This window comes from Pantoea sp. AS-PWVM4, assembly GCF_000468095.1.
GTDB lineage: Bacteria > Pseudomonadota > Gammaproteobacteria > Enterobacterales > Enterobacteriaceae > Pantoea > Pantoea phytobeneficialis.
Genome location: NZ_ASZC01000016.1, coordinates 19,536 through 32,884, shown reverse-complemented (window position 1 = coordinate 32,884; position 13,349 = coordinate 19,536). Strand labels below are relative to the sequence as shown.

Here is a 13,349-nt window from a genome sequence, read left to right as displayed (position 1 = left end):
GTTATTTTAAACGAATCTTCAACAAGCCGGACTGCAAAATGTTCCAGTCGACGGGGTGATGGTGGATTAATTCAATGCGACTATCAGGTGGTGTGGTGGGACGCGTTTCAATAAACAGGTCCTCACCCTGACGATTAATGGTGACCAATCCGTCAGGCGTACGCAGCACGCCTTTCACCCTGTCCACTGGCGCAAGCCGCGCCCATTCAAGGGCTGGGAGGGTATCGAACACCGTGTCAGCATCGAAAATCCAGCCGCAGGAAGCATAACCCTGACCATCATTTAGCGCGCGTCGCCAGCGCGCCTGACCATCAAGTTTCAGCGCCGCCAGCCCTTGCGGGCGAGATTCTGGGTGGTGATGTTGTGCCTGGGGAACCGCACGATCCGCCAAACCCTGTTGCCTGAGTAGCGCGGGATCGATCTGGCCCCAGGCCGCTTCTACCCACTGACGATCGCCAAGGTTTTGCTGTTTCCAGGCAGCAAGCCGTTGCCGATCCTCTGCATGCCAACGGTCACTTTTGGTTGCAACCACGATATCGGCGGCACTGAGTTGATCGCGGAAGTTTTCATTCTGCATAATGCGTTCGTCAGCCAGATGCCGCGGATCGAGCAGCGTCAGCGTAGCATCAACCTGTAACCAGGGTTGATAGACGGCAGCGCGTAGCATATCAAGTAATTGTCGGGGATGGCCCAACCCGGTAGGTTCAATCAGCAGGCGGTCAGGTTTGGTTTGCTTCAGCAGCATATTCAGGCCAACCTGCAATGGCAGGCCGTTGACGCAGCACATACAACCGCCAGGGATCTCCTTGAGCGTGGCTCCGCGATCGGCGAGCAGCGCGCCATCAATGCCAATTTCGCCAAACTCATTCACCAGCACTGCCCAATTTTCGCCGGCCGGCTTATTGGCGAGTAGATGCAGCAGGGCGGTGGTTTTGCCGCTGCCGAGAAATCCGGTAATCAGATTTACATGCGTCACAATTCTGCCTCAATCATCGAGAACAACGTGCGCAGGAGATCACTCCCCGGCGCAGCCAACAGATTGTTATACTATAACATTTGTGACGCGCCGGACAGTCAGGGTGTGCTTAATCAGCACGTCCCATATAACGACGTTCCGCGATATGAATGCGGATGCGTTCGCCATTACTGAGATATTCCGGAACCTGGATAACCAGACCGGTGCTCATTCCGGCGGGTTTGGTGCGCGCGCTGGCGGAAGCGCCTTTGATGCCCGGTGATGTGTCAACAATTTCCAGGTCAACGGTTTGTGGCAGTTCCAGTGCCAGCAACTGACCATCCATCGTCAGTACCTGCATGCCAGGCATACCGCCTTCAGGAATAAACAGCAGCTCTTCTTCAATCTGCTCTTTTTTGAAGGTGTATGGCGTGTAGTCTTCATCATCCATAAACACGTATTCGTCACCATCTATATAAGAGAAGGAGACAAAGCGACGGGTCAGGGTGATCGCTTCCAGAATATCGTCGCCTTTGAAGCGTTCTTCCACTTTCATGCCGGTACGCACGTCGGTAAAACGCATCTTGTACAGGGTTGACGCGCCACGCGCGCTGGGGCTTTGAATATCGATGTCTTTCACCAGCAGCAGTTTGCCATTCCAGGTGACAGCCATCCCTTTTTTAACTTCGTTTGCCTTTGGCATCGTGTGTTACTCGCTAAGAGAGAATTGATCGCGCCACGTTACCCGCGCCGGTAAAAACAGGCAAGCGGACTGGCGTAAATTTTCCCATCTTGTAGGGAATTCGGGCATATTGTGTAGCGGCGCGATTTATCGCGCGGTTTTTTATACCCAAAGGTCAAAAGAGCGCGATAAATCGCGCCGCTACGGGAAATGAAGTGGCGTTCCCACAGGTAGCCTGCTATTGTCGCCGCGAAATCCCGGTGCAGGTATCTGTAATGTTGTGTCGTGACCAGTGCGGTGCCTGTTGCACAGCTCCCTCCATCTCATCTCCCATTCCTGGCATGCCCAATGGCAAACCGGCCAATACCCCCTGCATTCAGCTTGATGCCCAGCAACGCTGTAAAATATTTGGTTCACCGTTACGCCCGGCGGTGTGCGCGGGCCTGCAACCCAGCGCTGAAATGTGTCACACCAGTCGCGCTGAGGCCATGATTTATCTGCTGAAATTAGAAGCGGATACCGCGCCCTGAAGATTTGCTGATATTTTGCTGAAATGGTGGCTTTAACTGCCGCTGGCGTTACAGCAAAACCGTCAGCGTTGCATCTGGCGAAAATCCTAAATCACATCTGAAGTGTGCGTAGCGTCAAAAATCTGCTACGTCGATTACGCATTTTCTTGCCTGTCGGGCAGAGCTGTACCATATTCCCTGAAACGTTTCAGCGTTGTCGTCCCGGCTAAGCCGATGTCGTACAGCGTATTTTTTCGCCATCAAGCTGAAACGATTCAATTCAGCAAGCGAGGAGAGATATGTTCCAGCTCGAAGTTCAGGCCATTCATACCGGTGCCAGCGCACAGAACAAAGAAGAAGCCATTCGTCAGGTCGCGGCAGCCTTAACCGCTGCGGGCAATGTAGCGGAAGGCTACGTTAATGGCATGTTGGCGCGCGAACAGCAAACCACCACATTTCTCGGCAACGGCATTGCCATCCCACACGGTACGACCGACACCCGCGATTTGGTGCTGAAAACCGGCGTGCAGGTGTTCCAGTTCCCGCAGGGTGTGGCGTGGGGCGACGGCCAGACGGCGTATGTCGCCATCGGTATTGCCGCGAAATCCGACGAACATCTCGCCTTGCTGCGTCAGCTGACTCATGTACTCAGCGATGACAGCATTGCCGAGCAGCTGAAAACTGCATCGGCAGAAGATCTGCGTGCGCTGCTGATGGGTGAAAAGCAGGCGGCGGAATTCAAATTCGATACTTCCTTGATTGCAGTCGATGTTGCTGCCAGTGACCTGATGACGTTGCAGGCACTGAACGCCGGTCGTTTACAGGCGGCAGGTGCCGTGGATGCGGGTTTCGTTGCCAGCGTCGTATCAAACGCGCCGTTGAGTCTCGGCCAGGGCATCTGGTTGAGCGATAGCGCCATCGGCAACCTGAACAGCGCCGTGGCCGTCAGCCGTGCGGCAACACCGTTTGACCACGCCGGTGAAAACGTGGCGCTGTTGGTGACCGTGGCAGCCAGCGACGACCGTCCGCTGGAAGTGCTGGGCTACCTCAGCAGCTTACTGCATGCCAATAAAGCTGAACGTCTGCTGAAAGCCGATGCTGCCGGGATTCTGGCGTTGCTGACCAGCGAAGTGGACGAACAAGCCGATATGCTGACCGCTGAATACACCATCCGTAACGAACACGGTTTGCATGCCCGTCCGGGTACCGCGTTGGTCAGCGTGATCAAACAGTTTAACAGCGACATCACCGTCACCAACCTTGACGGCAGCGGTAAACCCGCCAATGGTCGCAGCCTGATGAAAGTGGTTGCGTTGGGTGTGAAGAAAGGTCATCGCCTGCGCTTTACCGCCAGCGGTGAAGATGCACAGCAGGCACTGAATGCCATTGAAGAGGCCATTAATAGCGGCCTGGGCGAGGGGGTAGCATGAGTCGTCGCGTAGCCACCATCACACTTAACCCGGCTTATGATCTGGTCGGCTATACGCCGGAGATCGAGCGCGGGGAAGTTAACCTGGTAAAAACCACCGGCCTGCATGCCGCAGGTAAAGGCATCAATGTCGCGAAAGTGCTGAAAGACTTAGGCATCGATGTCACCGTGGGTGGTTTTCTTGGTAAAGAGAACCAGGACGGCTTTCAGCAGCTGTTCAGCGAGCTGGGTATCGCCAACCGTTTTCAGGTGGTGCAGGGCCGTACCCGTATCAACGTCAAGCTGACGGAAAAAGACGGTGAAGTGACCGACCTGAACTTTTCCGGTTTTGACGTCACCGCCCAGGATTGGGAGCGCTTCACCGCCGACTCTCTGACCTGGCTTGGTCAGTTCGACATGGTGTGCGTCAGCGGCAGCCTGCCAGCAGGTGTGGCGCCAGAAGCCTTTACCCAGTGGATGAGCGATCTGCGCACTCAATGTCCGTGCATCATTTTCGACAGCAGCCGTGAAGCGCTGGTGGCAGGTCTGAAAGCCGCGCCGTGGTTGGTAAAACCCAATCGCCGCGAACTGGAGATTTGGGCGGGGCGTAAGCTGCCGACGCTGAAAGATGTGATTGACGCCGCGCATGAGCTGCGTGAGCAGGGCATAGCCCATGTAGTGATTTCACTCGGAGCAGAAGGGGCGCTGTGGGTGAATGCTTCAGGCGAATGGATTGCCAAACCGCCTGCGTGTGAAGTGGTCAGCACCGTAGGTGCCGGGGATTCAATGGTTGGTGGACTGATTTATGGCCTGCTGATGCGCGAATCCAGTGAACACACCCTGCGTCTTGCAACGGCAGTGGCGGCTATGGCCGTCAGCCAGAGCAACGTTGGGGTTACCGATCGTACCCAGTTGGCCGCGATGATGGCGCGTGTTGACTTACAACCCGTTAACTAACAGCAGGAGAGGTATAATGAAAACGCTGCTGATTAAAGATTCTTCCCTGGGCCTCGCCTCAGGTCATTTAGCGATGGAAAGTTTGCGTGCGGTTGCGGCGCAGGCTGGTCTTACCCTTACAGAAAATGCTGCTGACGCCGACCTGGTGCTGGTGGCGGGTCATAACGCCCCGAGCGATGCACAGCTGGCAGGCAAATCACTGGCGCTGGTGGATGTTCAGCAGCTGCTGCGCGATCCGCTGGCGACAATCAGCCAGGCGAAAGCTAACGCCCAACCGGTGCAAAGTGCGGTTGCCGCCCCGGCAGCGGTACAGAGCAGCGGGCCGAAACGCATCGTTGCTGTCACCGCCTGCCCGACTGGCGTAGCGCATACCTTTATGGCTGCCGAAGCCATTGAAGCTGAAGCTAAAAAACGTGGCTGGTGGGTGAAAGTGGAAACCCGCGGTTCTGTGGGTGCGGGTAACGCTATCACCCCGGAAGAAGTGGCAGCTGCCGATCTGGTGGTGGTTGCGGCCGATATCGATGTGGATCTGGCGAAATTCGCCGGGAAGCCGATGTACCGTACCTCAACCAGCCTTGCGCTGAAGAAAACCGCGCAGGAACTGGATAAAGCCCAGACCGAAGCCAAAACTTACCAGCCAAGCGGTGCGCGTGCGTCTGGCGGCCAGGAAGATAAGCAGGAAAAAACCGGTGCTTATCGTCACCTGTTGACCGGCGTGTCGTACATGCTGCCGATGGTGGTGGCCGGTGGTCTGAGTATTGCGCTCTCCTTCGCCTTCGGTATCACCGCGTTTAAAGAGCCGGGCACCCTCGCCGCTGCGCTGATGCAGATTGGTGGTGGCAGCGCCTTTGCCCTGATGGTGCCGGTGCTGGCAGGCTTTATCGCCTTCTCCATTGCTGACCGTCCGGGTCTGACGCCAGGTTTGATTGGCGGGATGATCGCGACCAGCATTAACGCTGGTTTCCTCGGGGGTATCATCGCCGGTTTCATTGCCGGTTATGCCGCGAAGATGCTGAGCAGCAAAGTGAAATTGCCGCAAAGTATGGAAGCGCTAAAACCGATTCTGATTATTCCGCTGGTTGCCAGTCTGATCACCGGCCTGCTGATGATTTACGTGGTAGGCAAACCGGTAGCGGGCATCATGAGCGGCCTGACTCACTGGCTGGCGAACATGGGTACGGCGAACGCTGTCCTGCTGGGCGCTATCCTCGGTGGCATGATGTGTACCGATATGGGTGGTCCGGTGAACAAAGTGGCCTACGCATTTGGTGTGGGACTGCTGAGCTCGCAGACTTACGCACCGATGGCCGCGATTATGGCTGCCGGTATGGTGCCGCCGCTGGCGATGGGTCTGGCGACTATCGTTGCGCGTCGTAAATTCAACAAAGGTCAGCAGGAAGGTGGCAAAGCTGCGCTGGTACTGGGCCTGTGCTTCATCTCTGAAGGTGCGATTCCGTTCGCAGCGCGTGATCCGATGCGTGTCCTGCCATGCTGTATCGTTGGTGGGGCGGTGACCGGTGCGATTTCGATGGCAATTGGCGCGAAGCTGATGGCACCACACGGTGGTCTGTTCGTGCTGCTGATTCCAGGGGCGATTACGCCGGTACTGGGTTACCTGCTGTCCATCGTGATTGGTACAGCGGTGGCGGGCCTTGGCTACGCTATCCTGAAACGCCCGGAAGAAGAGCTGGCAACCAAAGCCGCCTGATTTAATGCCAACACCAGGAAAAGCAAAGGGGCGAACCGTAAGGTCGCCCCTTTTTTTATCCTTGCTGTTCCGACTTCAGCCAGGCAATTTCGTCTTTCCAGATGTCCGGGTTGATAGTCTCCAGAATCATCGGGATACCATCAAAGCGTGCATCTTTCATCAGCCAGCTAAACACGGTTTTACCGATATTGCCTTCGCCAAGGCTGTGATGACGGTCAACACGGCTGCCGAGGGTGCTCTTGGCATCATTCAAATGCATCCCGCGCAGATACTGAAAACCAACAATGCGTTCAAACTCAGCAAAGGTCGCGACACAGGCCTCTTCCGTACGCAGGTCATAACCCCCGGCAAAGGCATGGCAGGTATCAATGCACACACCAACGCGTGATTTATCCTCGACGTGTTCAATGATGGTCGCGAGATGTTCAAAGCGGAAACCGAGGTTGCTGCCCTGACCGGCGGTGTTTTCAATCACGGCTGTAACGTTGTGCGTCTGCTCCAGCGCGATATTGATCGACTCCGCGATACGTTTCAGACAGGCCTCTTCTTCAATTTGTTGCAGATGGCTACCCGGATGGAAGTTCAACAACGTCAGGCCAAGTTGTTCAGCGCGTTGCATTTCATCAATAAAGGCATCACGGGACTTTTCCAGGGCGTCCATCACCGGGTGGCCAAGGTTAATCAGATAGCTGTCGTGCGGCAAAATCTGGCCTGGCGTGAATTTATACGTCTCGCAGGCGCTTTTGAACGCATCAATCACCTCGCCGGAGAGGGGGGCGGCGCGCCACTGGCGCTGATTTTTGGTGAACAGCGCGAAAGCTGTGGCTTCCAGTTCGTGGGCACGGATCACTGCCTGGTCTACGCCGCCTGATGCACTGACATGTGCGCCGATATATTTCATGCCGCTCTCCTGAATGGGCTGGGTTTTGCAAAACGCCCATCATAGCGGATGTACCTGGGCCATGAAATGTTGCACCAGCACATTCAGTGCGCCGCCACCGATAATCAGCCAGATAAACACCATCGATCCCAGCAGCAGAGGTTTAACGCCAGCCTGCTTCAACGCGCTAAAGCGGGTGGTCAAGCCAAGCGCGGCCATCGCCATCGCCAGCATCAGGTTTGTCAGTTGGTTGATGCCACCCACAATGCTGGCAGGCAACAGATGCAATGAGTTAAACAACGCCACGCCAATAAACAGCAGGGCAAACCACGGAAAGGCCACCGGTTGAGAACGCGCACTGCTGTGGCTGCGCTGACGGCGTAACCAACTGCCCAGCACCAGCAGAAAAGGGGCCAGCATCATCACGCGCAGCATCTTGGCGATCACCGCGTTGTTTTCCGCATCCGCGCCAATAGCATGACCGGCAGCGACTACCTGAGCCACTTCATGCAGCGTCGAACCGGTGTAGATGCCAAAATGCGCTTCGCTGACCGGCGGTATCAGCGTCCAGATCACCGGATATAACAGGATGCCAAGGGTGCCAAACAGCACCACGGTGGCGACCGCGACGGCCACTTTTGACGGCTCGGCTTTGATAATCGGTTCGCTGGCGAGTACTGCCGCTGCCCCACAGATGCTGCTGCCCGCACCAATCAGCCACACGGTTTCGCGATCCATTTTCAGCAGGCGAATGCCGAGAAAACAGGTCAACATAAAAGTCGAGCTGAGTACCAGCACATCAATCAACACGCCACTCAGGCCAACATCACCAATTTGCTGTAGGGTAATGCGAAAGCCATACAGAATAATGCCGAGGCGCAACAGACGCTGTTTCGCCAGCAGCACTCCGCTATCACATTGGGTGGCCAGACGGGGATAGAGGCTGTTCCCGAGCAGGATGCCCAAAATAATCGCCAGCGTTAATGCACCAAACCCTGCGCCAGCCAGCCAGGGCTGCTGAGCCAGTAACGCGGCACAGCCCGCAATGGCGGCAGTCAGCAGCAAGCCGGGTAGCCAGTGATGAAAGGGAAACGGGGTTTTGCTTACGCTTATGTCAGCCATACACTTCTCCTTAGTAGGTCTTTAGCGTGCGCCTGGCTGGCTTAAAAGTGAAATTGATAATATATTTATAATTAACCATTATAAGTGGTAAGCAATGTGAGGAGGACGCGTGCACATTACGCTGCGTCAGATCGAGGTTTTTACTGAAGTACTGAAAAGTGGCTCAACGACGCAGGCGTCGCAGGTTTTGGCGCTGTCGCAGTCGGCGGTAAGCGCCGCGCTGGCGGATTTGGAAAGCCAGCTTGCCGTGCAACTGTTTGACCGGGTCGGCAAACGTCTGGTGTTAAACGAGCATGGCCGTTTGCTTTATCCGCGCGCCGTTGGGTTACTGGAGCAGGCTGGCGAAATCGAGCAGCTGTTTAAAGAGGACAACGGGGCGATCCGTCTGTTCGCCAGCAGCACCATCGGCAACTACCTGTTGCCGGGCATGATTGCGGCGTATCGGCGCGATTTTCCCACGTTGCCGCTGGAACTGAGCGTGGGTAACAGCCAGGATGCCATCAATGCGGTGGCTGATTTCCGCGTGGATATTGGTCTGATTGAAGGGCCATGCCATATGCCGGAATTGATTAGCGAACCCTGGCTGGAAGATGAGTTGGTGGTGTTTGCCGCGCCAGATGCCGCCATCCTGCAACAACCGATCACCCTGGCAAGTCTGGCGGCTGCCCCGTGGATCCTGCGTGAGCGCGGTTCCGGTACGCGTGAAATCGTCGATTATCTGCTGCTGTCGCATTTGCCGCAGTTCCAACTGGGTATGGAATTGGGTAATTCCGAGGCGATCAAACACGCGGTACGCCACGGGATGGGCATCAGTTGCCTGTCACGGCGGGTGATTGCTGATCTGCTGGAAGCCGGCACGTTGGTTGAGGTAGCGGTGCCGCTGCCGCGTCTGACACGCACCCTGTATCGCATCCATCATCGGCAGAAACATCTGTCAAAAGCACTCAACCGTTTCCTGACGTATTGCCGCGAGTAAACGCAACTGGCTAATAATTTTGTAACGATTATGAACGTAACTAATAACCCGACGTGAATGCTATACAGAGCAGGCTTAGCTGCTACAATCGCGCCTTATTTTTATTCAGCATAGCGTTTACACATGCATAATGACTCAAAAACAACACAACAACCTGGGCTGCGCCGTGAATTAAAAGCGCGCCATCTCACTATGATCGCCATTGGCGGATCGATCGGCACCGGTCTATTTGTCGCCTCGGGTGCCACCATTTCTCAGGCTGGTCCGGGCGGTGCGCTGCTCTCCTATGCGCTGATCGGGCTGATGGTTTACTTCCTGATGACCAGCCTCGGCGAACTGGCCGCCTTTATGCCAGTGTCCGGTTCCTTTGCCACCTACGGTGCCAAATACGTGGAAGAGGGCTTCGGCTTCGCGCTGGGCTGGAACTACTGGTACAACTGGGCAGTGACCATCGCGGTCGATCTCGTCGCTTCTCAGCTGGTAATGAACTACTGGTTCCCGGATACCCCTGGCTGGATCTGGAGCGCGCTGTTCCTCGGCCTGATGTTCCTGCTCAACTACATCTCGGTTAAAGGTTTTGGTGAAGCGGAATATTGGTTCTCGCTGATTAAAGTCGCCACCGTGATTATCTTTATTGTGGTCGGCGTGTTGATGATCGTCGGCATTATGCGCGGCGCGGAAAATGCGGGCTGGCATAACTGGACGGTAGGGGATGCGCCGTTTGCTGGTGGTTTTGCCGCGATGATTGGCGTGGCAATGATTGTTGGTTTCTCCTTCCAGGGTACCGAACTGATTGGTATCGCTGCGGGTGAGTCTGAAGATCCGGCGAAGAATATACCGCGTGCGGTACGTCAGGTGTTCTGGCGTATCCTGCTGTTTTACGTGTTCGCCATTCTGATCATCAGCCTGATTCTGCCGTATACCGATCCTAAGCTGCTGCATAACGACATCACCGATATCAGCATCAGCCCGTTCACCCTGGTGTTCCAGAATGCCGGTTTGCTGTCTGCGGCGGCGGTGATGAATGCGGTGATCCTGACGGCGGTGTTGTCAGCGGGTAACTCTGGCATGTATGCCTCGACCCGTATGCTGTTCAATCTGGCGCGTGAAGGTAAAGCCCCGCGTATTTTTGGCAAACTGTCGAAAGGCGGTGTGCCGCGTAACGCGCTGTATGCCACCACCGTGGTTGCCGGGCTGTGCTTCCTGACCTCGAAATTTGGTAACCAGGAAGTTTATCTGTGGTTGCTGAACACCTCGGGTATGACCGGCTTTATCGCCTGGTTGGGCATTGCCATCAGCCACTATCGTTTCCGTCGCGGCTATGTGGCGCAGGGCAGGGATCTGGCGGATTTACCCTATCGCTCAGGTTTCTTCCCGCTTGGACCGATCTTCGCGTTTGTGCTGTGTCTGATTATTACACTGGGCCAGAACTATCAGGCGTTCCTGGCAGACCGTATTGACTGGTACGGCGTGGCGGCAACCTATATCGGTATTCCGCTGTTCCTGGTGATTTGGTTGGGTTACAAGCTGGTGCGTGGCACCCGTTTTGTGAAATACAGCGAAATGGATTTCCCGACGTTTAAAGAGTAATCGGCGCAAGCTGAGATAGATCGCAACTATTGAATGCCAGTCAGCTAAACCTGACTGGTATTTTTTTCATTCAGGCTTGTGATTTTGCTCAATGAGATACTCAGGAAACAGCCTGCCAGAAAGGTGATTGCTACGGCTGATGCCATCATCAAAAAGACGGTCATGGTTGAGCCATTGGAAAGAAACAATAGCAATCCAATACAGGGCAAAATCATTTGATTTAACAAGACGATGACAGATGATGTACTGGCAAAGATGTTAGCAGGTATTATCTCAATCCTGATTATCCGACAAATGTTACCTGAGAAGACTTTTCCTATTATTGAAATGCCATAGCAACCAACAAAAACCCATAGGGAATTCTGGAAAACAATAAGTGTAAAAGAAGAAAAAACAATTAAAACTACCGAAAAGGATAGTAGGGTACTTCGATTAGTATGTTTCTTTATTATTCCATAGATGAAGGTGCCTGCTACACCACATAGTCCGGCAACTATATCGATTAAGCCAAAATATTTCACAGGCAATCCCATAACCTGATCTATTAGTCCCGAACCAGCAGATTCAACCAGGCCGTCGAACATATTGTTTCCAATAGCGATGAATACTGAAAAGATAAGAAGCGGTGCCGAAAATATGAATAAAAAGGTTTTCTTCATCGTAGGTGAATCTTCATTTTTGAGGTCATTATACGAATTGTTTACTTTGCAGTCATGTCGGCTGTAGAAGAAAATAGCATTTCCTAAATAAAGAGTGCAGGGTAAAAATAATAAGTAATGGTATCCGTAGTCAATCAGGGAAATGCCAATAAGTGGACCGATTACCATGCCCAGGAAATCCATTCTTGACATAAGGTTGGCATGATGCTCTTTATCCTGGCTGATTAGAGAAATTATCTTCTCATAAGAAATTAATGTTTGTGAATTACCGATTGAGATCAAACTACCTGTGATTCCAAATGATATTGCAATCAGTAAGTCTGATGAGAATTCGTGTGTTGCAAGGAATAAACACCCTGCGATTTTTACACTGTCTGATAGAATAGACAAGAGTCTGACCCCTAAACGGTCAATATAACGACCAATCAAAGGGACTAAAAAAATTCGGGGTAACCACCATAGTGCATAGCTCAGGCCAGCATATTCAATACTGCTCGTAAGTTGATAGACAACAACTGGAGTTAAGAAAACCATTAACCCATCTGCAAGCAATACTGAAAACAGCATGTAAAAATATGTGATACCCATGATTAAATTCAGACCTTTTCTTTCAATAGTACTTTGACGTATTTTCCGTTGTTTTTATCGAAAACAACGACCGATTTTGGTGTCCGATGCGTTGGTGCATCTCTGGTAATTTCTCTCTGTTTTGAAACAAGAAACTGGTAATACTCGGTCCCAGCTTCTATTTGATTTGTTTTGTAACTCAGGTGATTTTTATTACCAATCGGCCAGTCGATGACATCGTGACCGGGGACGTATTCATTTGTATCATCCAAAAAAATGACTGGTCTATTTATGGTGGTTATGCGTGCCATATTTAAAAGCGCATGTGCTACACCACATGGTATTATTAGTTCCACGTTTGGGTGTGGAGTGAATGTGATTTCTTCTTCAGTGAATAAAGTGGCAGAACCCTCTCTCATATCTACCAGTTTTAGCGTTATTTCATGAGTGGAATTTCCAAGAAAGATTAGATGATCCTCTTGTCCCAGATGTAATCCGTAAGAATCAAAGTCATAACTATCGGAACCATGTTCAACAATGTACATAGGAGACTTTCTTGTTAGTGGAATAATGCAACTCTCTTTCCCTGTTTTAATGGATGGTAGTTGTTTGAATGTCACTCCTTGTATTTTAGATGTTGGTAGTTTTAGTTCTTTTTCTTTAACATTTTTCTCACGAATTCTCAGGTTAACGTGGCTACCATCATTTAAAGTAAACTCTCGTGTCTCAGGATGTTGAAACATGTGATTTGTTAAGTTTTCTTCCTGAAACTCACCTATTCGATGATAAACAAGAGTCGAGGCCTCCTCAGTCATTGGATCGTATCCTTCAATTTCTTCAGGAATGATATTCTCAGGTATGTTTATGACATCATTAGCAGGGGACCATTGAAGACTTTTATCAGATAACTGATAAATCGTGGGTAAAAATATTTTATACGTATTAAGCGTGAATACGTTTTCGAGGTTATGAAATGTATGTGCCACACCTGGTGGTATGATCAGCGTTTTTGTTGATGAAGGGGTGATTTCAAATTCCAGATAGTTCCTGAATGTTATTGATTTTTTTCTGCAATCAATAAATTTTGCAGTGATTTTTTGAGTTTCATCTCCCAGGAACGTCAATATGTCTTGCTGTCCAAGGTGAATTCCGTATTGCCCATATTTAAATTCCCTTTCGCCGTGAAATACAATGTTTACAGGGTGTGTTGTAGGAAATGGAATAACGTAAGAGTCTATTTTTCCATTATTAACTCTCCAGCGTGGAATCCAATGTAAGCCATCTATATTGATTTTTTCATTCAGTGTAGTAACTTCATTTTTCATTTTAATTCCCT

At 52.1% G+C, this 13,349-nt stretch carries 12 protein-coding genes; 6 read left to right on the top strand and 6 right to left on the bottom strand.

The features are described 5' to 3' along the window. Position 1 precedes the first annotated feature (1 nt). Together L579_RS14785 and yeiP are read right to left on the bottom strand one after the other, a co-directional pair. On the bottom strand, positions 2–976 hold the full coding sequence (locus L579_RS14785; RefSeq protein ID WP_021185014.1) for a CobW family GTP-binding protein: 975 nt from the start codon (positions 974–976) through the stop codon (positions 2–4). Positions 977–1,085: 109 nt separating this feature from the next. Continuing rightward, positions 1,086–1,658 carry an elongation factor P-like protein YeiP gene (gene yeiP / locus L579_RS14780; protein WP_021185013.1) on the bottom strand — a complete coding sequence of 191 codons (573 nt, stop codon included), beginning with the start codon at positions 1,656–1,658 and terminating at the stop codon, positions 1,086–1,088. Between the two features lie 254 nt (positions 1,659–1,912). Here yeiP and L579_RS14775 point away from each other — a divergent pair, with 254 nt between their 5' ends. The 4 genes from L579_RS14775 (at position 1,913) to fruA (ending at position 6,219) form a co-directional block, all read left to right on the top strand. Then, positions 1,913–2,167 (top strand): YkgJ family cysteine cluster protein, encoded by a 255-nt coding sequence (locus L579_RS14775; RefSeq protein ID WP_036626791.1) that lies wholly within the window; start codon positions 1,913–1,915, stop codon positions 2,165–2,167. Between the two features lie 278 nt (positions 2,168–2,445). After that, positions 2,446–3,576 (top strand): fused PTS fructose transporter subunit IIA/HPr protein, encoded by a 1,131-nt coding sequence (fruB, locus tag L579_RS14770; protein WP_021185011.1) that lies wholly within the window; start codon positions 2,446–2,448, stop codon positions 3,574–3,576. Next, positions 3,573–4,511: a 1-phosphofructokinase gene (gene fruK, locus L579_RS14765; protein ID WP_021185010.1), complete on the top strand. Its 939-nt coding sequence runs from the start codon at positions 3,573–3,575 to the stop codon at positions 4,509–4,511. Before fruB ends, fruK begins: the two co-directional genes overlap by 4 nt. Before the next feature lie 16 nt (positions 4,512–4,527). Further along, positions 4,528–6,219, top strand: coding sequence for a PTS fructose transporter subunit IIBC (fruA, locus tag L579_RS14760; protein ID WP_021185009.1), 1,692 nt, complete (start codon positions 4,528–4,530; stop codon positions 6,217–6,219). Positions 6,220–6,274: 55 nt separating this feature from the next. On the opposite strand, the gene nfo is transcribed toward fruA, so the two are convergent. Beyond that, the gene (nfo, locus tag L579_RS14755) at positions 6,275–7,120 is read right to left on the bottom strand and encodes a deoxyribonuclease IV (RefSeq protein WP_021185008.1); all 846 of its coding nucleotides are present in this window, start codon (positions 7,118–7,120) and stop codon (positions 6,275–6,277) included. Between the two features lie 39 nt (positions 7,121–7,159). Beyond that, positions 7,160–8,221, bottom strand: a complete 1,062-nt coding sequence (locus L579_RS14750) for a YeiH family putative sulfate export transporter (protein ID WP_021185007.1) — start codon at positions 8,219–8,221, stop codon at positions 7,160–7,162. Between the two features lie 109 nt (positions 8,222–8,330). Between L579_RS14750 and yieE the strand changes: the two genes are divergently transcribed. Both yieE and L579_RS14740 read left to right on the top strand, forming a co-directional pair. After that, complete coding sequence (yieE, locus tag L579_RS14745) at positions 8,331–9,197, top strand: DNA-binding transcriptional regulator YeiE (RefSeq protein WP_021185006.1); 867 nt, start codon at positions 8,331–8,333, stop codon at positions 9,195–9,197. A gap of 123 nt (positions 9,198–9,320) precedes the next feature. After that, a complete protein-coding gene (locus L579_RS14740; RefSeq protein WP_021185005.1) occupies positions 9,321–10,787 on the top strand; it encodes an amino acid permease in 1,467 nt (488 codons plus the stop codon). A gap of 44 nt (positions 10,788–10,831) precedes the next feature. On the opposite strand, the gene L579_RS14735 is transcribed toward L579_RS14740, so the two are convergent. Continuing rightward, complete coding sequence (locus L579_RS14735) at positions 10,832–12,034, bottom strand: MFS transporter (protein ID WP_021185004.1); 1,203 nt, start codon at positions 12,032–12,034, stop codon at positions 10,832–10,834. Positions 12,035–12,042: 8 nt separating this feature from the next. Further along, complete coding sequence (locus tag L579_RS14730) at positions 12,043–13,338, bottom strand: dTDP-4-dehydrorhamnose 3,5-epimerase family protein (protein ID WP_021185003.1); 1,296 nt, start codon at positions 13,336–13,338, stop codon at positions 12,043–12,045. Between the last annotated feature and the right edge of the window lie 11 nt (positions 13,339–13,349).